At 69.0% G+C, this 21,044-nt stretch carries 20 protein-coding genes and 1 pseudogene; 4 read left to right on the plus strand and 17 right to left on the minus strand.

The features are described 5' to 3' along the window. Positions 1-30 precede the first annotated feature (30 nt). Positions 31-777, plus strand: coding sequence for a B-4DMT family transporter (locus tag BST10_RS08290; RefSeq protein WP_205277401.1), 747 nt, complete (start codon positions 31-33; stop codon positions 775-777). On the opposite strand, the gene aroQ is transcribed toward BST10_RS08290, so the two are convergent. The 14 genes and pseudogenes from aroQ to BST10_RS08360 all read right to left on the minus strand — a co-directional run bounded on the left by aroQ (position 753) and on the right by BST10_RS08360 (position 14,565). Then, positions 753-1,187, minus strand: a complete 435-nt coding sequence (gene aroQ, locus BST10_RS08295) for a type II 3-dehydroquinate dehydratase (protein ID WP_013829263.1) — start codon at positions 1,185-1,187, stop codon at positions 753-755. The two genes, BST10_RS08290 and aroQ, sit on opposite strands and share 25 nt — an antisense overlap. Next, entirely contained in the window at positions 1,184-2,281 is a 1,098-nt protein-coding gene (gene aroB, locus BST10_RS08300) for a 3-dehydroquinate synthase (RefSeq protein WP_041319911.1), read from the minus strand. The genes aroQ and aroB overlap by 4 nt, the downstream gene beginning before the upstream one ends. A gap of 98 nt (positions 2,282-2,379) precedes the next feature. Continuing rightward, positions 2,380-2,907: pseudogene (locus BST10_RS08305) on the minus strand (shikimate kinase); the annotation flags it as partial. Between the two features lie 2 nt (positions 2,908-2,909). Beyond that, positions 2,910-4,136: a chorismate synthase gene (gene aroC, locus BST10_RS08310; protein WP_193374388.1), complete on the minus strand. Its 1,227-nt coding sequence runs from the start codon at positions 4,134-4,136 to the stop codon at positions 2,910-2,912. Between the two features lie 113 nt (positions 4,137-4,249). After that, on the minus strand, positions 4,250-4,654 hold the full coding sequence (locus BST10_RS08315; RefSeq protein ID WP_232062428.1) for a hypothetical protein: 405 nt from the start codon (positions 4,652-4,654) through the stop codon (positions 4,250-4,252). A gap of 191 nt (positions 4,655-4,845) precedes the next feature. Continuing rightward, complete coding sequence (locus BST10_RS08320; protein WP_083037413.1) at positions 4,846-5,274, minus strand: prepilin peptidase; 429 nt, start codon at positions 5,272-5,274, stop codon at positions 4,846-4,848. 10 nt (positions 5,275-5,284) lie between these two features. Continuing rightward, positions 5,285-6,121, minus strand: coding sequence for a shikimate dehydrogenase (locus BST10_RS08325; protein ID WP_083037414.1), 837 nt, complete (start codon positions 6,119-6,121; stop codon positions 5,285-5,287). Continuing rightward, a complete protein-coding gene (locus BST10_RS08330) occupies positions 6,099-7,352 on the minus strand; it encodes an endolytic transglycosylase MltG (RefSeq protein ID WP_083037415.1) in 1,254 nt (417 codons plus the stop codon). The genes BST10_RS08325 and BST10_RS08330 overlap by 23 nt, the downstream gene beginning before the upstream one ends. After that, a complete protein-coding gene (ruvX, locus tag BST10_RS08335; RefSeq protein ID WP_041318079.1) occupies positions 7,345-7,872 on the minus strand; it encodes a Holliday junction resolvase RuvX in 528 nt (175 codons plus the stop codon). Before ruvX ends, BST10_RS08330 begins: the two co-directional genes overlap by 8 nt. Further along, positions 7,869-10,574, minus strand: coding sequence for an alanine--tRNA ligase (gene alaS / locus BST10_RS08340; protein WP_083037416.1), 2,706 nt, complete (start codon positions 10,572-10,574; stop codon positions 7,869-7,871). The genes ruvX and alaS overlap by 4 nt, the downstream gene beginning before the upstream one ends. 93 nt (positions 10,575-10,667) lie before the next feature. Then, a complete protein-coding gene (locus tag BST10_RS08345) occupies positions 10,668-11,072 on the minus strand; it encodes a secondary thiamine-phosphate synthase enzyme YjbQ (protein ID WP_013829273.1) in 405 nt (134 codons plus the stop codon). A 22-nt stretch (positions 11,073-11,094) separates the two neighbouring features. Next, positions 11,095-12,006 (minus strand): HpcH/HpaI aldolase/citrate lyase family protein, encoded by a 912-nt coding sequence (locus BST10_RS08350; protein WP_083037417.1) that lies wholly within the window; start codon positions 12,004-12,006, stop codon positions 11,095-11,097. Between the two features lie 25 nt (positions 12,007-12,031). Continuing rightward, the gene (locus BST10_RS08355; protein ID WP_041319913.1) at positions 12,032-13,216 is read right to left on the minus strand and encodes a CaiB/BaiF CoA transferase family protein; all 1,185 of its coding nucleotides are present in this window, start codon (positions 13,214-13,216) and stop codon (positions 12,032-12,034) included. After that, complete coding sequence (locus BST10_RS08360) at positions 13,216-14,565, minus strand: LLM class flavin-dependent oxidoreductase (protein WP_083037418.1); 1,350 nt, start codon at positions 14,563-14,565, stop codon at positions 13,216-13,218. The genes BST10_RS08355 and BST10_RS08360 overlap by 1 nt, the downstream gene beginning before the upstream one ends. Before the next feature lie 50 nt (positions 14,566-14,615). Between BST10_RS08360 and BST10_RS08365 the strand changes: the two genes are divergently transcribed. Continuing rightward, a complete protein-coding gene (locus BST10_RS08365) occupies positions 14,616-15,290 on the plus strand; it encodes a GntR family transcriptional regulator (protein WP_041318082.1) in 675 nt (224 codons plus the stop codon). 55 nt (positions 15,291-15,345) lie between these two features. Here BST10_RS08365 and BST10_RS08370 read toward each other — a convergent pair whose 3' ends face one another. After that, positions 15,346-16,698, minus strand: coding sequence for a replication-associated recombination protein A (locus tag BST10_RS08370; RefSeq protein WP_205277402.1), 1,353 nt, complete (start codon positions 16,696-16,698; stop codon positions 15,346-15,348). An 81-nt stretch (positions 16,699-16,779) separates the two neighbouring features. Between BST10_RS08370 and BST10_RS08375 the strand changes: the two genes are divergently transcribed. After that, positions 16,780-18,246 carry an HNH endonuclease signature motif containing protein gene (locus BST10_RS08375; protein WP_083037420.1) on the plus strand — a complete coding sequence of 489 codons (1,467 nt, stop codon included), beginning with the start codon at positions 16,780-16,782 and terminating at the stop codon, positions 18,244-18,246. A gap of 10 nt (positions 18,247-18,256) precedes the next feature. Here BST10_RS08375 and BST10_RS08380 read toward each other — a convergent pair whose 3' ends face one another. After that, the gene (locus BST10_RS08380) at positions 18,257-19,366 is read right to left on the minus strand and encodes an NDMA-dependent alcohol dehydrogenase (protein ID WP_041318085.1); all 1,110 of its coding nucleotides are present in this window, start codon (positions 19,364-19,366) and stop codon (positions 18,257-18,259) included. Positions 19,367-19,407: 41 nt separating this feature from the next. Next, positions 19,408-20,247 carry a DUF3097 domain-containing protein gene (locus BST10_RS08385; RefSeq protein ID WP_083037421.1) on the minus strand — a complete coding sequence of 280 codons (840 nt, stop codon included), beginning with the start codon at positions 20,245-20,247 and terminating at the stop codon, positions 19,408-19,410. 449 nt (positions 20,248-20,696) lie between these two features. Between BST10_RS08385 and BST10_RS08390 the strand changes: the two genes are divergently transcribed. Continuing rightward, on the plus strand, positions 20,697-21,041 hold the full coding sequence (locus BST10_RS08390) for a transglycosylase family protein (RefSeq protein WP_013829284.1): 345 nt from the start codon (positions 20,697-20,699) through the stop codon (positions 21,039-21,041). Positions 21,042-21,044 lie beyond the last annotated feature (3 nt).

Consider the following 21,044-nt stretch of genomic DNA (forward strand, 5'->3'; position numbering starts at 1 on the left):
GTGTGACGGTACTCGCTACGCTGTGCCCCCATGAGCAAGTGGTTTCTTCGCGGGTTGGTCTTCGCAGCGCTGATGGTCGTCATCCGCATGATCCAGGGGGTGTTGATCAACGCCTTCGAGGCCCAGGCCGGCCTGATCAGCCTGATCCTGATGATCTTGTTCGCGATCGCCGTGGTGGTGTGGGGCTATTCCGATGGCCGCGCCGACGCCCGCGCGAACCCCGACCCGGACCGGCGCGACGACCTCGCCATGACCTGGCTGGGTGCCGGGCTGGTCGCCGGGCTGGTGAGCGGCCTGGTGTCGTGGATCATCGGGCTGGTCGACAAGGCGCTCTACGTCAGCTCGCTGTTCAACGAGCTGACCAGCTTCGCGGCCTTCACCGCGCTGCTGGTGTTCGTCACGGCGGTGGCCGCCGTCACCGTGGGACGCCGTCGCGTCGACAAGGAGTACGAGAAGGCGCCGCACCGCCACCACGGCCTGGCCGCCCAGGGCGAGGCTGCCCCGACGGACGTGTTCGCCACCGTCGGTGCCCCCGCCGTGGCCGCCGAGCAGACCGACACCATCCAGACCGAGGCCGCGCCCCGCGCCGACACCGCCGCACCGCAAGCCGACGCTCCTGCCACCCAGGCCGACGCCGGCGCGACATTGGCCGGCCCCGCCGCGGGTTTCACCACCGAGGAGTTCCCGGCCGTTGAAGACCAGGCCGACGCCACCACCGAGATCCCGGCGGTCGACGAGGGCGGCCCGTCAGCTCAGTCCGACGACTCGGCCAAGTAGCGCAGCGCCAGCAGATAGCCGCGCACACCGAATCCCACGATCACGCCGCTGGCGACCGGACTCAAGTAGGAATGGCGTCGAAAGTCTTCGCGGGCATGAACATTGGAGATATGTAGTTCGATCAGCGGTGCCCGCAGTTCGGCGCAGGCGTCGCGTAGCGCCACCGAGGTGTGGGTCAGACCACCGGCGTTGAGGATCACCGGCTCGGCGGCGTCGGCGGCGGCGTGAATCCAGCCCAGCAGCTGCGCTTCGCTGTCGCTCTGGCGCACCACGGCCTGCACACCCAGCGCGGCGGCCTCCCGCTCGATCAGCGCCTGCAGGTCCTCATAGCTGGTGTCGCCGTAGACATCCGGCTCCCGCCGGCCCAACCGCCCCAGGTTGGGGCCGTTGATGACATTGATCCGGTTCACCGTCGCTCCAATCGGAATCGCCGGCCCACCTCGTCGTAGGCGGCGGCCAGCAGCATCGGGTCAGGCCCCTCCAGCCGGCCCGGCTTGGCCAGGCCGTCGAGCACCACGAACCGCAACACGCCGGCCCGGTTCTTCTTGTCCCCCATCATGTATTCCAGCAGCGCCGGCAGGGCGCTCTCGTAGTAGCTCACCGGCAGGCCCAGCGACTGCAGGATCGAGCGGTGCCGGTCGGCGGTCTCGTCGTCGAGGCGCCCGGTGACGCGGGCCAGCTCCGCGGCGAAGACCAGTCCGACCGACACCGCGTCGCCGTGGCGCCACTGATAGTGCTCCAGCGCCTCGATCGCGTGCGCGAGGGTGTGGCCGTAGTTGAGGATCTCGCGCAGGCCCGACTCCCGCTCGTCGGCGGCGACGACTTCGGCCTTGACGGTGATCGCGCGCCGGATCAGCTCACCCAGCACCTCCCCGGCCGGGTCCATAGCGGCCTTCGGGTCGGCTTCGATGAGGTCGAGGATCACCGGATCGGCGATGAAACCGGCTTTGACGATCTCGGGCATACCGGCGACGATCTCGCGCTGCGGCAGCGTCTCCAGGGTGGCCAGATCGACCACGACGGCCGCCGGCTGGTGGAACGCGCCGACGAGGTTCTTGCCGGCCTCGGTGTTGATGCCGGTCTTGCCGCCGACCGCGGCGTCCACCATCGCCAGCAGTGTGGTGGGCACATGCACGATCGAGACGCCGCGCAGCCAGCTGGCCGCCGCGAAACCGGCCACGTCGGTGGCGGCGCCTCCGCCCAGACTCACCAGGGCGTCTCTGCGGTCGAGCCCGATCCGTCCCAGCACGTCCCAGATGAAGCCCAGCACCTGCAGCGACTTGCCGTCCTCGGCATCGGGGATCTCGATGCGATGCGCCTCGATACCCTTGTCGGACAGGTACGTTCGGATCCCCTCGGCGGTCTGCTCCAGCGTCGGCTGATGCAGGATCGCGACCTTGTTGCGGCCGGCGAGCAGATCGGCGAGATCACCGAGCAAGCCTTTGCCGATCACCACCGGGTACGGCGGGTCGGTGGCCACCGTCACGGTGATCGGCTCGGGAATCTGGGTCACTTGCGTCCTCCGGTCTGTCGTGCGGCCAGCGTGGCCGGGGTGGGCGGTGAGCCGGTGGGCGCCGCCGGTGGCTGTACCCGGGCAGGCCGGGTGGCCTTGCCGCCCGGCGCGGTCGCCTCCAGCCGGGACACGATATAGCGCACCACCGCGCCCGGATTTCGCCGGTTGGTGTTGACCCGGATCGTGGCGAGGCGCCGGTAGAGCGGCACTCGTTGCGCCATCAACTCGCGGAACTTCTCGGCCCGGCCCGGCCCGGCCAGCAGCGGCCGTACCGTGCTGCCGCCGGTGCGCCGGACTCCCTCGGCGGCGCTGATCTCGAGGAACACCACGGTATGCCCGGCCAGTGCTTCGCGCACCCCGGGGCTGGTGACCGCTCCCCCGCCCAGTGACAGCACCCCGTCGTGATCCGCCAGCGCCGCGCGCACGACTTCCTCCTCGATACGGCGGAACTCCTGTTCGCCGTCGGTGGCGAAGATGTCGGCGATGCTCCGCCCGGCGCGGGCCTCGATGGCGGCGTCGGTATCGAGCATCTCGACGCCGAGCGCCTTGGCCAGGCGCCGTCCGATGGTGGATTTGCCCGCGCCGGGCAATCCCACCAGAACCGCTCTGGGCGTCACGCCTACCCCGATGCCCGGGCCTGGCCGCCCACCGACCCGCGTTCGGCCACCGAACGCCGGTATGCCTCGATGTTGCGCCGGGTTTCGGTCAGCGAGTCGCCGCCGAATTTGGCCAGCGCCGCGCGGGCCAACACCAACGCCACCATGGCCTCGGCCACCACTCCCGCGGCCGGGACGGCGCACACGTCGGAGCGCTGATGGATCGCGACCGCTTCGTCGCCGGTGGCCATGTCGACGGTGGCCAGTGCCCGCGGAACGGTGGAGATCGGCTTCATCGCCGCGCGCACCCGCAGCGGCTGGCCGTTGGTCATGCCGCCCTCCAGCCCGCCGGCACGGTTGGTGGAGCGAACCACACCGTCGGGGCCCGGGTGCATCTCGTCGTGGGCGGCGCTGCCGCGCCGGCGGGCGGTGGTGAAACCGTCTCCGATTTCGACACCCTTGATGGCCTGGATGCCCATGATCGCCGCGGCCAGTTGGCCATCCAGGCGATCGTCGCCACTGATAAAGGACCCCAGGCCGATCGGCAGGCCTGAGACCACCACTTCCACCACGCCCCCCAGCGTGTCGCCGTCGGCCTTGGCCGCCTCGATCTCGGCGATCATGGATTCCTGTGCCTGCCGGTCGTAAGCACGGACCGGGCTGGCGTCGATGGCGGCCAGATCCTCGGGCTGCGGCACCGGACCGTCGTAGGGGTCGGACGCGCCGATCGAGATCACGTGGGAGATCACCTGCACGCCCAGCGCCTGGTCCAGGAACGCCCGCGCGATCGTTCCGGCGGTGACCCGGGCGGCCGTCTCGCGCGCGCTGGCCCGCTCCAGCACCGGGCGGGCGTCGTCGAAGCCGTATTTGAGCATGCCGGCGTAGTCGGCGTGGCCGGGTCGAGGGCGGGTCAGTGGCGCGTTGCGAGCACCGCCCTCGCTGTCGAGTACCGCCGGGTCGACCGGGTCGGTCGACATCACCGTCTCCCACTTGGGCCACTCGGTGTTGCCGATCTCCACGGCGATCGGGCCGCCCAAGGTGACACCGTGCCGGACCCCGGACAGCACGGTGACGGCGTCGGCCTCGAACTTCATCCGAGCGCCACGGCCGTAGCCGAGGCGGCGGCGGGCCAACTGGGTCGAGATGTCAGCCGAGGTGACGGCCACTCCGGCGACCATGCCCTCGACCACGGCGACCAGCGCGCGACCGTGCGATTCCCCGGCGGTTATCCAACGCAACACGTGTCCCATCTTCCCATGCCGGTGCTGGGTGCCCGGGCTTGGCGGATTCTACGGTTCGGCACACCGCCGGCTCAACGCAGCGACGGCCGGGGCATCGCCCCGGCTCGTCACCCGGAAGGGGGTCAGGAACCGTTCTTGAGGATCAGGTAGGTGACCGCGTCGGGCCCGTTGCTGGGCGAGGTCACCGCATTGAGCTGGCTGCCCACGTTGCCGACCACGCCGTCGAGGATCCGGTCGAAGTCCTCGGCGGAGGTCTCCGGGTCGATCAGCACCAGCGGAGATTCGCCGGGCGGAACCGCCGAGGTCGGGTCCAGCAGATACCCGCCGAACGCGTCGGCATTGGCGGCGGAAGTCTGCGCGAACAGGTCCAGCCACTGTACGGTGGCGTCGGTTCCTTCGGCGCTGGACAGCGCCACCGCCGGAACCTGCACGTCGGGCAGGGACGGTGAAGCCATATTGGTGGCCAGCACGGTGCCGCCGACGATGACCGCGGCAGCGGCCACGCCCCCGATTACTGCTCGCTTCACGGTCACCACCCCCTCATGGTCAGGCCAGATCAGCGTCACTTCCCGATCAGCACAATTCAGAACTCCGATATTACCTAATAATGGGCTGAGGGGCAAACGTTTCCTGTCAAGGCTAACCACGGCGTTAATTTGTGTTCGCTCTCGCTCCCGCAACGTCGGCCACCTCGCCATTTCGCCCCGCTACGGCGTCCTCAGAACATTCCCAGGCCCGCCGCCACCGCGCTGGCCAGGCACATCGATGGCCCATGCGGAACGGTCGGTCCCCGGCGTGCGCACGCGGCGATCAGTCCGCACAACCCGGTCAACAGCGGTGCGGACAACGCCGCCAGCAACCACACGTCGGCGCCGAAGGAACCGGTCAGTGCGCCGAGCCCGACGGCGAGTTTGACGTCACCGGCGCCCAGCCCGGCCGGGGAGATCAGATGCACGGCCAGGTAGACCAGCGCCAGCGCCGCCGCCCCGGCCAGCGCCGCGGATCCCCGCCCGGCCCCGGCCGCCACAGCCGGCACCAGCACCGCCGCGGGCAGCGTCAGCCAGTTCGGCAACCGGCGCGCTGCGATGTCATAGCCGCTCAGCAGTGCCAGCCACACCAGCACCACAACCGCCGCCGCCTGCTCCACGGCGCCATGCTCAGGCCGGGTCGGCGATCACGCAAGTCATCGCCGCCCGGGGCGCGGGCCGGCCGGTGAAGAGCTCGACTTGGGTGAACGCCTGGTGCAGCAGCATCTGCAGGCCGCTGATCACGGTTCCACCCGCCGCGGTGACCGCCGCCGCCAGCGGTGTCGGCCACGGGTCATAGATCGCGTCCAGCAGCACCGGCACCCCGGCCAGCACCGGCGCGTACCGGGCTGCGACCTCGGCAGGCAGGGTGCTGACCGTCACCGATGCCGACGCGGCGGCCTCGGCCAGCCCGGCCTCGTCGAGTGCGCAATAGCGTGCCGGCACACCGACTTGGGTCGCCAGCGCCACCAGCCGCGCGGCGTTGTCGGGGTTGCGGGCGGCCACCGTGATACCGCTGACCCCGAGGTCGGTCAACGCCACCACGGCGGCCGGGGCGGTACCGCCCGACCCCAGCACGATCGCCTCCCGGTAAACCTGTCCGACCGATCCCAGCGCCCCGCTGACCCCGTCGACGTCGGTGTTGTCGGCCAGCCAGCCGGTCGGGATGCGAACCAGGGTGTTGGCCGAGCCGATCCGCTCGGCGCGCGGCGTGCGCTCGTCGGCGAAGGCCAGCGCGGCGAATTTGCCCGGCATGGTCACCGACACGCCGACCCATTCTGGCCCGAGTCCCGATACCAGCGCCGGCAACCGCTCGGCGTCGCACTCGATGCGGTCATACGTCCATCCCCGCAGCCCCAACGCCCGGTAGGCCGCCAGGTGCAGTTGCGGCGACCGGGAGTGCGCGATCGGCGATCCCAGCACGGCCGCCTTGCGTGGCCGCGGGTCAGCGGGAGCTGTCGAGGACACCGTTGCCCAGAGCCATCTCGATGTTGTTCAAGTGCTGCTGATAGTTGTGGGTGAACAAGGTGGTGCCGTCCTTGTCGATCGTGACGAAGTACAGCCAGTCGCCCGGTTCCGGGTGCTCGGCGGCTCGCAGGGCCTCCACTCCCGGTGAACAGATCGGGGTGGCCGGCAGTCCCTCGGCGGCGTAGGTGTTCCACGGTGTCAGCTTGGCCCGGTCGGCGTCGGTGGTGGCCACCTCCTGGCGGTCCAGCGGATAGTTGACCGTCGAGTCGAACTCCAGGCGCTGGGGCTCGTTGAGGCGGTTGTCGATGACCCGGGCCACCTTGGCGAAGTCGTGCGGCAGGGCTTCGCGTTGCACCAGCGAGGCCACGATCAACAGCTCGTAGGGGGTCATACCCAATTGCTCGGCGATGGCGGGCAGTCCGGTCTTGGCCAACTCCGCGGCGCTCTGGCCGATCACCTTCGACAGCACGACCGGTGCCGGCGCGGTCGGGTCGACGTTCCAGGTGCCCGCCGTGATCAGCCCCTCGATGCGGCGGTGGTCGCGGCCCATCCTGGTCACCGGCCCAAAGGCCCAGTCCGGCACCGACAGCGCCTCCGGCGTCTCCGTCTCCGCGGCCCGCCGCAACTCCTGCGGCGTGAGGCAGTGGCGATCGCCGTTGAGATCCAGACAGCTGGCCTGAGCGATGAGCGTGAACACTCCCGGTGTCACGGCGTTGGTCTTCATGTCGGTGGTGTCGTCGAGTTGGCGACCCTCCGGGATCACCAGCTTGCCCACCCGGTTCGCCGGGTCGGTGAGCTGCTGTACCGCGGTAACGGCAGGGATCTCGGCCCGCAACCGGTAGAAGCCGGGCTGGATCGCCGCGATGGCGGCGTTGCCCTGCGCGGCGTCGAGGAACGTTTTGACATTGGCGATCACACCGGCGCCCAGCATGGTTTCGGCGATAGCGGTGGTGAAGTCGCCCTCGTGCACCTCGATCAGCACCTGCTGGCCGCCCTCGCCGGTGTAGTCGACCACGGGGCCGCGTGAGTGCCACAGCTTGGAGCCGAGGAACACCGCGGCGATGAGCATCATGGTGACCAGCGCGACGCGCACGGCGCCGACCACCCGCCGGCGCCGGTTCCGCCGCCGTCGCTGCCGGTGGTCGCGGGCGCGCTCGGTCCGGCTCATCCGGCGGCGCGGCGGCCCGACCGCCACGGGTTTGGCCTTGGCGGCGGAATAGTCGTCAGACACCGTTGTCCTCCGTCGCCGGGGCCGCCATGCCCGATGTCCGGCGCTGGTCGAGCCAGCTCTGCAGGATGGTCACCGCTGCGGCCTGATCGATCACCGAGCGCTGACGCTTGGACCGTACACCGGCCGCCTGCAGGGCCCGGGCCGCGCTGACGGTGCTCAGGCGTTCGTCGGCCAGTCGCACCGGGACCCGCCGATCCCACTTGGCCAGCATCCGGGCCAGGTCGTCGGCCACCGCGATGGCATCCGCGGCGGCCGCTCCCGTCCGGTCGGCCAGGGTCCGGGGCAACCCGACGACCACTTCGACCACGTCGAGTTCGTCGACCAGGCCGGCCAGCCGGCGCAGGTGTGACCCGGAGGGATGCCGGCGGACGGTCTCCACCGGCGTCGCCAACAGGCCATCGGGGTCACTGCACGACACCCCGATGCGCACGCTGCCCACATCCACCCCGAGCCGTCGTCCGCGGCCGGGATCATCCGGCCCGCCGGGCCGGTCCGGGGTGCGATGGTGGGGGAAGGTCACGCCGGCGCGCTCCGGGCGACCGCCGAGCGGACCGCCGCCAGGGCGGCGTCGATGCCGGCCGAGTCCTTGCCGGAGCCCTGCGCCAGGTCGGCTTTGCCGCCGCCCCGGCCGGCCACCGCGGCCGCCAGGTCTTTGACCAGATCATCGGCACGCAGCCCGAGTTCCTGTGCGGCGCTGTTGGTGGCGACCACATAGGGCACGCTGCCCGGCGAATCCGCGGCAGGGTCGGCGATCAACACCACCACCGCGGGCTCCTCGCCGAGTTTGCCGCGGATGTCGCCGGCCATCGAACGCAGATCGCCACCGCCGATACCACCGGACATTCGCTGCGCCACCAGGCGCACGTTACCGACTCGCTCAGCACCGCTGGCGGCATTTAAGGCAGCTGCGCGTGCACCGGCCAACCGGGCGCGCTCGAGTTCCTTCTCGGCGGCCCGCAGTCGCTCCACCAGGTTTGCCACCCGGGCGGGTACCTCCTCGGACGGCACCTTGAGCGAAGACGCCAGGCCGGCCATCAGCGCCCGCTCCTTGGCCAGGTGGCGGAACGAGTCCAGCCCGACGTAGGCCTCGACCCGGCGCACCCCGGATCCGACCGACGATTCGCCGAGCAGGGTCACCGGGCCGATCTGCGCCGAGTTGTGCACGTGGGTGCCGCCGCACAACTCCAGCGAGAACGGCCCGCCGATCTCGACGACCCGCACCCGATCGGGGTATTTCTCGCCGAACATCGCCATGGCGCCCATCGCCTTGGCCTTCTCGAGGTCTTCGTTGAAGGTGTGCACCTCGAAGTCGGCCTGCACCGCCTCGTTGGTCACCTCTTCGACTTCCCGGCGCTGCTCGTCGCTCAGTGGGCCCTGCCAGTTGAAGTCGAACCGTAGATAGCCCGGCCGGTTCAACGAGCCGGCCTGAACGGCGTTGGGACCCAACACTTGCCGCAACGCGGCATGCACCATGTGGGTGCCGGAGTGGCCCTGGGTGGCGCCCTTGCGCCAGGCCGGATCCACGGCGGCGGTGACGGTGTCACCCTCCACGAACTCGCCGGACTCCACGTTGACCCGGTGCACGAACAGCGTTTGGGCGATCTTCTGCACATCGGTGACGGCGGCCTTGGCCGCCCCGCCGCTGATCGTGCCGACGTCGGCGATCTGCCCGCCCGACTCGGCGTACAGCGGCGTGCGGTCCAGCACCAACTCGACCCGGTCCGGCACCTCGCCGCGGCCCGCGCGCGCCACCACGGGCACCCGCTTGCCGTCCACGAAGATCCCGAGAATCCTTGCCTCCGAGCTCAACTCCTCGAAGCCGGTGAACTCGGTCGGTCCGGCGTCGACCAGTTCGCGGTAGGCACTCAGGTCGGCGTGGGCGTGCTTGCGGGCCGCAGCGTCGGCCTTGGCGCGGGCTCGCTGCTGGGCCATCAGTTCCCGGAAACCGATCTCATCGACGGTCAGGCCGGCCTCGGCCGCCATCTCCAGGGTCAGCTCGATCGGGAAACCGTAGGTGTCGTGCAGGGTGAAGGCGTCGGTGCCCGACAGCACGGTGGTTCCGGAGGACTTGGTGGCCTGTGCGGCGTCGTCGAACAACCGTGACCCTGAAGCCAGGGTGCGGTTGAACGCGGTCTCCTCGGCGACGGCGATGCGGCTGATCCGGTCGAAGTCGGTGACCAGTTCGGGATAGGACGGCCCCATCGCGTCGCGAACGGTCACCATCAGCTCCCCCACGATGGGGCCTTCGATGCCCAGCAGCTTGGCCGAGCGGATCACCCGGCGCAACAGGCGGCGCAGCACGTAGCCGCGGCCGTCGTTGCCCGGACTCACCCCGTCGCCGATCAGGATCGCCGCGGTGCGGGAGTGGTCGGCGATGACCCGGTAGCGCACGTCATCTTGGGGCGCGTCGGGGTTTCCGTAGGGGCGCGGGGCGCGCTCGGCGACCACATCGATGACCGGCCGCAGCAGGTCGGTCTCATAGACGTTGTGCACACCCTGCAGCAGAAACGCGACCCGCTCGACACCCATCCCGGTGTCGATGTTCTTGCGCGGCAAGGGCCCCAGGATTTCGAAGTCCTCCTTGCCGGTGCCCTCGCCGCGCTCGTTCTGCATGAACACCAGGTTCCAGATCTCGATGTAGCGGTCCTCGTTGGCGATGGGGCCGCCGCCGACACCGAACTCGGGGCCGCGGTCGAAGTAGATCTCCGATGACGGGCCGCAGGGCCCGGGAATGCCCATCGACCAGTAGTTGTCGGCCATCCCGCGGCGCTGAATCCGCTCGGCCGGCAACCCGGCGATCTCCTGCCACAGTTCCATGGCCTCGTCGTCGTCGAAGTAGACCGTGGCCCAGATCCGTTCCGGGTCCAGGCCGTAGCCGCCCTGCTCGACGCTGTTCGTCAGCAGCGTCCAGGCCAGCTCGATCGCCCCGCGCTTGAAGTAGTCACCGAACGAGAAGTTGCCGGCCATCTGAAAGAAGGTGTTGTGCCGGGTGGTGATACCCACCTCGTCGATGTCCGGGGTGCGGATGCATTTCTGGATGCTGGTGGCGGTGGCATAGGGCGGGGTCTGCTGCCCCAGGAAGTAGGGCACGAACTGCACCATGCCGGCGTTGATGAACAGCAGGTTGGGGTCATCGAGGATGACCGAAGCGCTGGGCACCTCGGTGTGGCCCGCCTTCACGAAGTGATCGAGGAAGCGTTTCCTGATCTCGTGTGTCTGCACTCTAAAGTCGCTTTCCCGCCGTTGTCGCACCTATTGGACGGCCCTACAGTACCGGTCTGCCGGTCACCGTCTTGACGCCAAGAGGGTGCGGGTTCAGGCGCTGTTGAGGAAACTCAGCCGCACCGACCGTCGCGGGTTGTCCCGGTTGAGGTCGACCAGCACCACCGACTGCCAGACACCGAGCAGTGGCTCGCCGCCGGCCACCGGCACCGTGATGGAGGGCGCGACGATCGCCGGCATGACATGGTCGGCGCCGTGCCCCGGCGACCCGTGGGCGTGCCGGTAGCGGTCATCGCGTGGCAGCAGCCGCTCCAGGGTGTCGACGAGGTCGGCGTCGGAGCCGGCCCCGGTCTCGATGATCGCCACCCCGGCCGTCGCGTGCGGCACGAACACGTTGCACAACCCGTCACCGTGCCCGGCGCAGAACGACCGCACCTGGTCGGTGAGGTCCACGGTGCGGCGCCGGGAGGTGTCGACGTCGAGCACTTCGGTGTTCATGCCCTCCAGGTTACGGGCGCGTTCAGGCCGGCGAGCCGCCGTTGATGAGCGCGACCCGATCCAAGGTCCGCTGCGCCATCTTCACGTGCGCGGCATCAATGAGCACGCCTTCGACGCCGACCGCGCCCAGTCCCCTGGCCTCGGCCTCGCGGTAGGCGGCCATGTTGCGTTCGGCCAACGCGATCTCGTCGGCGGTGGGCGCAAAAACGGCGTTGGCCACCGCAATCTGATCGGGGTGGATCGCCCACTTGCCGGTGTAGCCGTACAGCGAGGACCGGCGGGCCTCGGTTTCGTAACCGGCCAGGTCGGCGTAGTCCGGGTAGGGCGAGTCGATCGCCTCGATGCCGGCGATGCGGGCGGCGACCAGCACCTTGTTGCGGGCGTAGTGCCAGAAGTCACCGGGGTAGTCGCCCAGCGGGACGAAGTTGGTGTCCACCCGGGCACCCTGCGACAGTGAGAAGTCGCCGACGCCGAAGATCAGCGCGTCGATCCGTGGGCTGGCCGTGGCAATCTGCTCGGCGTTGGCCAGCCCCTCGACCTCCTCGATGAGCACTTCGAGGCGGATCTTGCGCTCGAGGCCGAGTTTCGCCTCCAGCTGGGTGAGCAGCAGATCCACCCACCACACGTCGCGGGCGGTGCAGGCCTTGGGCACCACGATGGTGTCGAGGTTGCGTCCGGCGGCGGTGACGACCTCGATGATGTCGTCGTGGCACCACACGGTGTCCAGGCCGTTGATGCGGATGGCTCGCGCGGTGCGCCCCCAGTCCAGTTCGTTGAGGGCGGTGATCACCTTGGCCCGGGCGGCTACCTTGTGGGCGGGCGCGGTGGCATCCTCCAGGTCCAGGAAAACCAGGTCGGCATCCGAGGCCGCAGCCTTGGCGAACATGTTGTCGTTGGCGGCCGGCACGGCCAGTTCGGAACGACGCAACAGCATGAATTTGTCTCCTTGCGATTGGGAATTACAGCACGCCGCGGGCGTGCAGGCCGTCGATGTCGGATGGACTCAGGTCGAGGAGTTCGCGATAGACCTCGGCGTTGTGCTCGCCCAGTTGCGGCCCGAGGTGCTCGACGCGACCTTCGGTGTCGGAGAACCGCGGCACCGGGGCCTGGACGGTCATGGCGCCGAGTTCGTCGTCGCCCACCTTGACGAACACCGCGCGGTGGGCAAGCTGCTCGTCGGCGACCAGGTCGGTGATGTCGTAGACCGCGGCGGCCGCAACCTGTTCGGTGTCGAAGACGCCCATGGCCTCGTCCAGGGTCTTGGTCGCCACCCAGTCGGCGACCACCCGGTCGACTTCGTGGGCCCGGGCCAGCCGGCGCTGCGGATCAGAGAAGTCGGCGTCATCGACCAGATCGGCGCGCCCGATCGCCCGGAACACCCGCAGCGCCAACGCCGGTGAGCTGCCCGACATCGCCAGCCAGCGACCGTCTTTGGTGCGGTAGGTGTTGCGGGGTGCGGAGATATCCCAGCGGTTGCCGGCCCTCGTGGGCACCAACCCGAGCTGGTCGTAGCCGAGCAGGGTCTGCTCCAGCAGCCGGGCCAGCGGGTCGATGAGGTTGACGTCGATCAGCTGACCGGCGGCCCCGTGCACGTCACGGTGATACAGCGCCATCATCACCGCATAGGCGGCATTGAGCGACGCCACCCCGTCGGCAAGCATGAACGGCGGCAGGGTGGGCGGCCCGCCGGCCTCGCCGGTGATGTTGGCGAAGCCGCTCATCGCCTCCCCGAGCGTGCCGAAGCCGGGCCGTTCGCTCTTCGGGCCGGACAGGCCGTAGCCGGTGATGTGCAGCATCACGATGCGATCGTTGACCGCACGCAGCGCCTCGTAGTCGAGCCCCCAGCCGCGCAGCGTGGCCGGCCGGGTGTTGACGATCACCACGTCGGCATGCGCCACCAGCTTGCGGACCAGCTCCTGTCCCTCGGGCACCCGCAGGTTGGCGGTGACCGATCGCTTGTTGCGCGACACCGACTTCCACATCAGCCCGACGCCGTCGCGCTGGTGGCCCCAACCGCGGATCGGGTCGCCGGACCCGGGCTGCTCGACCTTGATCACGTCGGCGCCGAATTCGCCGAGATAGGTCGCCACCAGCGGCGCCGCGGCCAGTGTCGCCAGGTCGAGCACCCGGATCCCGTGCAGCATCATGCCGCGGTCAGACCCGGCCGGGCCAGACCCAGGTGCTCGCGCAATGTGGCGCCGCGGTACTCGGTGCGGAACAGCCCGCGCCGCTGCAACTCCGGGACCACCATGCGCACCACGTCCTCATAGGCCCCCGGTGAATGCGTTGCCGCCAGCACGAATCCGTCACAGGCGCCGCCGTGGAACCACTCCTCCATCTGGTCGGCGACCTGGGTTCCAGTGCCGACGAAGCGCGGGCCCTGCAGCAGGGTGGCGCGGTGCCCGGCCAGATCACGCAGCGTGATGTCGTCGCCGATGTGGGCGCGCAGGTTCTGTACCAGCCCGCGGATGCCCGAGACCGAGGTGATCAGGTCGTCGGTGATCGGTTCGTCCAGGTGGTGCTGGGCGAAGTCGTAGTTCATCAGCTCGGAAAGCAGTGTCAGCGAGGCCATCGGGTCGACCAGGTCGTTGAGGAAGACCTGCTCGCGATGCTTGGCGTGGTCCTCGGACTCGCCCACCACGGCGTAGGCCATCGGGCACAGTTTCACCGAGGCCGGGTCGCGTCCGGCGTCGGCGATGCGCTGCTTCTGATCGGCGTAGTGACTGCGGGCCACCTCGAGTCCCGGATCCCCGGTGAAGATCAGATCCGCCCAGCGGGAGGCGAATTCGCGGCCCCTGCCGGACGAGCCGGCCTGGATGATTACCGGCCGGCCCTGCGGGGTGCGCGGCACGGTCAGCGGACCGCGCACCGAGAAATACTCGCCTTCGTGCCGCAGCTCGTGCACCTTGTCCGGGTCGGCGTAGAAACCGCGGGCACGGTCGGCCACGATCGCGTCGTCCTCCCAGGTGTCCCATAATCCGGCCACCACGTCGAGGAACTCGTCGGCGCGGTCGTAGCGCTCGTCGTGGCTCAGATGACTTGTCAGGCCGTGGTTCTGCGCTTCGCCGTCGTTGACGGAGGTGACCACGTTCCACGCCGCGCGCCCCGCCGACAGGTGATCGAGGGTGGCGAAGGTGCGTGCGACGTGAAACGGCGCGTAGTAGGTGGTGGAGTACGTCGCGCCCAACCCGATCCGCGAGGTGGCCTGAGCCAGCACGCCGAGCACGGTCGACAGATCCAGCTTCACCGGCCGCGCCCCGTAGCGCACCGCGTCGGCGACCGCTCCGCCGTAGATGGCCGGCATGGCCAGTCGGTCGTCGAAGAACATCAGATCGAAGCAGCCCTCCTCGAGCTGCCGGCCGATCTTGGCGTAGTAGGAGGCGTCGAGATAGCCGTGTTCGGTGGCGGGGTGGCGCCACGACCCGGCGTACACCGAGGCGTTGCCGGCTTGCATGAAGGCGACAAGCGCCATCTGGTCGGTTCGGGAAGTCATGATTGATATCTACCATCTGATATATCAGATATCAACGTTTAGATTTTGTGATGTGTACCATTCCTGCCGTGACGGCCAACAATGTCGACATCGGGGGCACGGTGCGCGAGCGCGCCGCCCGTGAGCTGCGCAACCGGATCCTCACCGGCGAGCTGGCCCCCGGCACCCGCCTTGACCTCGACGCCATCACCGCGGAGTTCGCCACCAGCCGCACCCCCGTTCGCGAGGCGCTGCTCGAGCTGTCCTACGAGGGGCTGGTGCAGGTCGCTCCCCGCAGCGGCGTCACGGTGATCGGGATCCGCCCCGAGGACGTGCTGGACAGCTTCACCATCCTGGGCGTGCTGACCGGCCAGGCCGCAGCATGGGCCGCCGAGCGCCTCACCCCCGACGACGTCGCGCACCTGCGGACATTGGCCGCCGATGTCGAAGCGCTACGCGGCTCCGATCGCATCGGCGACGCGAACTGGCAGTTCCACCAGGAGATTCACCGGGCCGCCCACTCGCCGCAACTGCTGATACAGATCCGGCATGCCGCGCGGGTGGTGCCGACCAACTTCCTCACGGTGTTTCCCGAGCACGAACACCATTCACTCGAGGATCACCAGAAGCTGGTCGCCGCACTGGCCGAGCGCGACGGCGAGGCGGCTCGTGCCATCGCCGAGCGGCACGTCCTGGACGCCGGGCGCTCGCTGGCCGACTGGCTCGGCCAGACCGCCGCCGGCTGACACCGCGTGTTTGCCGGCCATCCACCGTGGCGGGCCGGCGCCGGTCGCCGCGGGCTCAGCCCCGGCGGCGAATGATCGCCCGCAACTTCTGTAGGCGCCCGCCGATCTCGCGCTCGACGCCCCGCGCAGTGGGCTGGTAGTAGTCGGCGCCGACCAGATCATCGGGCGGATACTGTTGTGGCACAACACCATCAGGGTGGTCGTGGGCGTAGCGGTAGCCGACCGCGTTGCCCAGCGCCTGCGCCCCCGAATAGTGCCCGTCGCGCAGGTGCGCGGGCACCGCCCCGGCCTTACCGGCTTTGATATCGGCCATCGCCGCACCCAGCGCGGTGGTCACCGCGTTGGATTTCGGCGCCGTCGCCAGGTGCACGGTGGCATGCGCGAGCGTGAGCTGAGCTTCGGGCATGCCGATCAGCGCCACGGTCTGCGCGGCGGCGACCGCGGTGGGCAGCGCGGTCGGGTCGGCCATCCCGATGTCCTCGCTGGCCAGGATCATCAGCCGCCGGGCGATGAACCGCGGATCCTCCCCCGCGGTCAGCATCCGGGCCAGGTAGTGCAGCGCGGCATCGACGTCGGAGCCGCGCACGCTCTTGATGAACGCGCTGATCACGTCGTAGTGCTGGTCGCCGTCGCGGTCGTAGCGCACCGCAGCCTGGTCCAGGGAGGCTTCCACAGTTTCGACGGTGACCTGGTGGCCCTCAGCCACCCCTTCAGCGGCAACCTCCAGAGCGGTCAGGGCACGGCGGGCGTCCCCGGCGGCCAGCCGCACCAGCAGGTCGACGGCCTCGGGCGCCACCTCGACCCGCCCGCCCAGCCCGCGCTCATCGGCGATGGCGCGGCCCACCACGGCGGCGATGTCCTCGGGGCCCAAGGGGCGCAGTTGCAGGATCAGCGACCTGCTCAGCAGCGGGGCGACCACCGAGAACGACGGGTTCTCGGTGGTGGCGGCCACCAGCAGCACCACCCGGTTCTCGACGGCGGCCAGCAGTGCGTCCTGCTGGGTCTTGGAGAACCGGTGCACCTCATCGATGAACAGCACGGTCTGCTCGCCGTAGGCCGCCGCGCGTCGGGCGGTGTCGATGACGGCGCGTACCTCTTTGACCCCGGCGCTCAGCGCCGACAGCGCCTCGAAGCGGCGGCCGGTGGCCCCGGAGATCAACGAGGCCAGCGTGGTCTTGCCGGTACCGGGGGGTCCGTAGAGGATGACCGACGCCGCACCCGAACCGTCCACCAGCCGGCGCAGCGGGGAACCCGGGCCCAGCAGATGGTCCTGGCCGACCACCTCGTCGAGCGAGGCCGGGCGCATCCGCACCGCCAACGGCGTGGGGGTGCCAGCGCCGGGCCCGGAGGATTCGGGCGCCGGAGCGCCGGTCAGGTCGAACAGGCCGTCGGACACGCCTTCAGGCATACCACGCGCGGCTCGGATCCGGCGCCAGCCGGGTGCCGGATGTTCGGCCGGATGTCAGCCTGCTCGGGTATACTCGAACACATGTTCGATCCAAGCGCATCGACGCAGGCCACCGAGGCTTTTCGGGGGATCGACGATGCGGCTGTGGCCGGGGCGATCACGGCTGCCTCGCGGGAACAGAACGCGGCATGTGCACGCGAGTTGGCCGCGATCGGGGAGCTGTATACGCGCCGCGCGCCCGAGCAGGACATCGATCGCGCAAACTGGGCCGTCGACGGGCATGCCAATGTGGTCGCCGAGGTCTCGGCGGCGTTGGGCATCAGTAGCGGCCGCGCCCGCGGGCTGCTGCGATACGCAATCGACTTGCGCGAGCGACTGCCGCGAGTGGCGGAGGTTTTTGCCCGCGGCGACATCGACTTTCGGCTGATGGCAGCGGTGGTGAGCCGCACCGAACTGGTGGAAGATCCGGAGCTGGTCGCCAAGCTGGATGCCGCAGTGGCCAAACATGCCCACAGATGGATGCGGCTGTCGAAACCCAAACTCATCGAGCGCATCGATATGTGGGTGGCCCGGTTCGATCCGGCCGGCCGGCGCATGCCCAATCAGAACGACGACGATCGCTATGTCGAGATTGGGCCGGTGGACTCCGGTTTGGCAGGAATCTGGGCGCAACTGCGCGCCCCGGACGGGGCAGCACTGGATCGCAAACTCGACGCGTTGGCGGCCACGGTGTGCCGTAATGATCCGCGCACCAAACGGGAGCGGCGGGCTGATGCGTTCGGGACACTTGCCGCTGGATTGGACGCGATGCGCTGCGAATGCGGCTCCCCCGACTGCCCGGCCGCCTGTCGCTCAGCGGGCACCGATGTGGTCATCCATGTGCTCGCCGAGCAGGGAACCCTCACCGGTGACACGAAAGCCCCCGGCTATCTTCCCGGCTACGGCCCGATTCCGGCCACCGCGTTGCGCAAGATGGCCGCCACCGCCAAACTCAAGCCGCTGCCGATCCCGTCCGCCGATCCAGAGCTCGGTTATCGCCCCTCGGTCGCATTGGCCGAATTCGTGCGCATACGCGATCTCACGTGCCGGTTCCCCAACTGCGATGAACCGGCTGCGGTGTGCCAGATCGACCACACCGTGCCCTATCCGGTGGGCCCCACCCATCCGTCAAATCTCAAGCTGCTGTGCGTTTTTCATCACCTTTTGAAGACCTTCTACACCGGTGTGGGCGGCTGGGCGGATCGCCAACAGCCTGATGGCACCGTGACCTGGACCGCACCCAGTGGTCAGACCTACACCACCATCCCGACCGGGAGCATCTTCTTTCCCGTCTTGTCCACCCCCACCGGGAGACTGGTGCTGCCCGACCGGGTCCCAGCGCCCGACACCGTGCGGGGAGTGATGATGCCGCGCCGCCAACGGACTCGCGCGACTGAACACCGCTACCGCATCACCTGGGAACGACGCATCAATGAGGAGCGTCTGGCCCAAGAACACCAGAAACGTGCGGCCGAACGTACCCGAAACGACGAACCGCCGCCGTTCTGAGCGAACCGGCTCAGCGGTGCACGATCACCCCGCGGATGTTCTTGCCGTCGCGCAGATCCTGGTAGCCCTCGTTGACCTGCTCCAGGGTGTAGCGGCGGGTGACCAACTCGTCGAGCTTGAGTTTGCCGGCGTCGTAGAGGCGCAGCAGCCGCACGATGTCGTACTGCGGGTTGGCCCCGCCGAACAGGGTGCCCTTGATGGTCTTGCCGAACAGCGCGAGCTGCGACCCCGAGATGTGCACGTCGAGGCTCTCCAGCTTCGCCAGCGCGGCGATCACCACGGTGCCGCCCTTGCCGATGGTGTTGAACGCCGCGGTGGTGACGGCCTCGTCCAGATCGCCGACGGTGATCAGCGCCTGATCGGCCATCTGACCCCAAGTGAGCTCGGCGACCGTGACCATCGCCTCCTCGGCGGTGGCGAAGGCGTGGGTGGCGCCCAGCTTGAGCGCGGTCTCGCGCTTGAACTCCACCGGGTCGACCGCGACGACGTACTTGGCACCGGCGTGGGCGGCGCCCTGCACCGCGTTGATGCCGACCCCGCCGACGCCGTAGACCACCACGGTGTCCCCGGCGCGCACCCCACCGTCGTAGTTGGCGCTCGCCCAGCCGGTGGGCACCCCGCAGCCGACCAGCACCGCGGTCTGAAGCGGTAGCCAGTCGTCGACTTTGACCACCGAGTGCTGCGAGACGGTCGCGCGCTCGGCGAAGGTGCCCAGCATGCAGAAGCCGCCGTAATCGGTGCCGCCGGAATGAAATCGGAAGGTGCCGTCGGGCATGCAGCCCTCCAGGATGGTCGCCCCCATGTCGCACAGGTTCTGCCGGCCGGTCGAGCAGTACCGGCAGGTTCCGCAGCTGGGGATGAAGCAGCACACCACGTGATCGCCGGGGGCGACCTTGGTGACACCGGGACCGACGTCTTCGATGATGCCGGAGCCCTCGTGTCCGCCGACGATCGGGAATCGCGCGGGCCAGTCGCCGTCGGCCAGGTGCAGATCCGAATGACACAGCCCGGCGGCGGTGAATTTGATCAGCACCTCGCCCGGCCCTGGCCCGTCCAGATCCAGCTCCATGATCTCGAACGGCTGGTTGGGCGCATGAGCCACGGCAGCAATTGTTTTCATGGGTGTCATCCAACCGCTCCGGTTGACCGCGGTGACCCGATTCAGCCGGATTGCGTCACAAAGTCGATCAGCTCTTCGACCCGGCCGATCAGCTCCGGCTCCAGGTCGGTCCAGTCGCGCACCCGGCCGCGGATGCGCTGCCACGCCGCGGCGATGTCGGCCTGTCCGTTGTGCGGCCAGCCCAGGGCGGCGCAGATACCGTGTTTCCACTCGATGCTGCGCGGGATGGTCGGCCAGTTCCGCAAGCCGAGCCGCCCGGGCTTCACCGCCTGCCAGATGTCGACGTAGGGGTGGCCGACGATCAGGGTGTGCGCACCGCCCGGCCCGCGGCGTACCACCTCGGCGATGAGGGTCTCCTTCGAACCCGATACCAGGTGGTCGACCAGCACGCCGAGCCGCCTCCCGGGGCCCGGCTGGAATTCGGCCACGATGCCGGCCAGGTCGTCGATGCCACCGAGGTATTCGACGACGACGCCCTCGATGCGCAGATCGTCGCCCCAGACCTGTTCGACGAGCTCGGCGTCGTGGCGACCCTCGACGTAGATCCGGCTGGCCAGCGCCACTCTGGCGCGCGCGCCCGGTACCGCCACCGAGCCCGACGCGGTGCGAGCGGGCGCTTGGGGTGCGGCCGGTCGCGGCTCGGTGAGGATCACCGGCTTGCCGTCGATCAGGTAGCCGGGCCCGAGCGGGAAGCCGCGGGTGCGGCCATGCCGATCCTCCAGCTCGATGCGGCCGTATTCGACACGCGTCACGGCGCCGACGTAACCGGTCTGGGCGTCTTCGACGACCATGCCGCGCTGCACCGGCACCTCGGTGGAACGGATCTTGCGGGCGCTGTGCGGGTTGTCGGCGAGGATGTCGGTTCCATAGCGGTCGGCCACCCGAGGCAGCCTAGGGCCGCCGACCCCGCCGCGGGGCGAACCGGCCGCGCGATTCCGACGACTTTTTCGGCGGGCTTGCGCCACGAGGCCCTGCGAACGCCGCCAGTCACTTCTGCCACTTAAGCAACAATTGCCTCAGAAACAACAATAGTCACTCAAAATAGTCTTAATTTCTAAGAGATCTCTCGCAACATACGTATCAATAACAACAGCGTTAACTCTAGCCACTCCAAATGACTACTACATCAGCTAATGACACCAATCCCATTTGCATCTTTAGCTATTCAAAATGTGCAATTTCATCATTTATCGCGTTATGCTCGTAAACCTCACTGATAGACAACTATCACGGAGGTTGTGATATGCACCGGAACACGGCACGGCGTGTCGTGCAGTTCGGTAGTCGGCGTCTCGCGTGGGCCGCGTCCGGGCTGATCACCGGGGGGATCATGGGCGGACTACTGGCGCCGGCAGGTGTCGCCCGCGCCGACAGCAACATGTTGATGGGTTGGGACGCCGTCGCCCAATGCGAATCGGGCGGCAACTGGGCCGCCGACACCGGCAACGGCTTCTACGGCGGGCTGCAGTTCAAACCGTCGACGTGGCGCGCATTCGGTGGTGTCGGACTGCCGTCGAAGGCGTCGCGCGAAGAACAGATCGCCGTCGCCAACCGGGTGCTCGATGAACAGGGACCGTATGCCTGGCCGAAATGCGGTCCCGGCAAGGTATTCCCGTCGTCGGTGAAGGGCTGGGTGCCGCCGGCGATGCGCCAGTTGCTCAAGCCGTTCTGGTGAGCC

Source organism: Mycolicibacter algericus DSM 45454 (assembly GCF_002086455.1).
Lineage (GTDB): Bacteria > Actinomycetota > Actinomycetes > Mycobacteriales > Mycobacteriaceae > Mycobacterium > Mycobacterium algericum.

What these genes read in the sequence shown, in the direction of transcription:
- BST10_RS08290 (WP_205277401.1), top strand. Translation starts at nt 31, where the DNA reads ATGAGCAAGTGGTTTCTTCGCGGGTTGGTCTTCGCAGCGCTGATGGTC.
- aroC (WP_193374388.1), bottom strand. Translation starts at nt 4,136, where the DNA reads ATGGGACACGTGTTGCGTTGGATAACCGCCGGGGAATCGCACGGTCGC.
- BST10_RS08345 (WP_013829273.1), bottom strand. Translation starts at nt 11,072, where the DNA reads ATGAACACCGAAGTGCTCGACGTCGACACCTCCCGGCGCCGCACCGTG.
- BST10_RS08350 (WP_083037417.1), bottom strand. Translation starts at nt 12,006, where the DNA reads ATGCTGTTGCGTCGTTCCGAACTGGCCGTGCCGGCCGCCAACGACAAC.
- BST10_RS08355 (WP_041319913.1), bottom strand. Translation starts at nt 13,216, where the DNA reads ATGCTGCACGGGATCCGGGTGCTCGACCTGGCGACACTGGCCGCGGCG.
- BST10_RS08360 (WP_083037418.1), bottom strand. Translation starts at nt 14,565, where the DNA reads ATGACTTCCCGAACCGACCAGATGGCGCTTGTCGCCTTCATGCAAGCC.
- BST10_RS08365 (WP_041318082.1), top strand. Translation starts at nt 14,616, where the DNA reads ATGTGTACCATTCCTGCCGTGACGGCCAACAATGTCGACATCGGGGGC.
- BST10_RS08370 (WP_205277402.1), bottom strand. Translation starts at nt 16,698, where the DNA reads ATGCCTGAAGGCGTGTCCGACGGCCTGTTCGACCTGACCGGCGCTCCG.
- BST10_RS08375 (WP_083037420.1), top strand. Translation starts at nt 16,780, where the DNA reads ATGTTCGATCCAAGCGCATCGACGCAGGCCACCGAGGCTTTTCGGGGG.
- BST10_RS08380 (WP_041318085.1), bottom strand. Translation starts at nt 19,366, where the DNA reads ATGAAAACAATTGCTGCCGTGGCTCATGCGCCCAACCAGCCGTTCGAG.
- BST10_RS08390 (WP_013829284.1), top strand. Translation starts at nt 20,697, where the DNA reads ATGGGCGGACTACTGGCGCCGGCAGGTGTCGCCCGCGCCGACAGCAAC.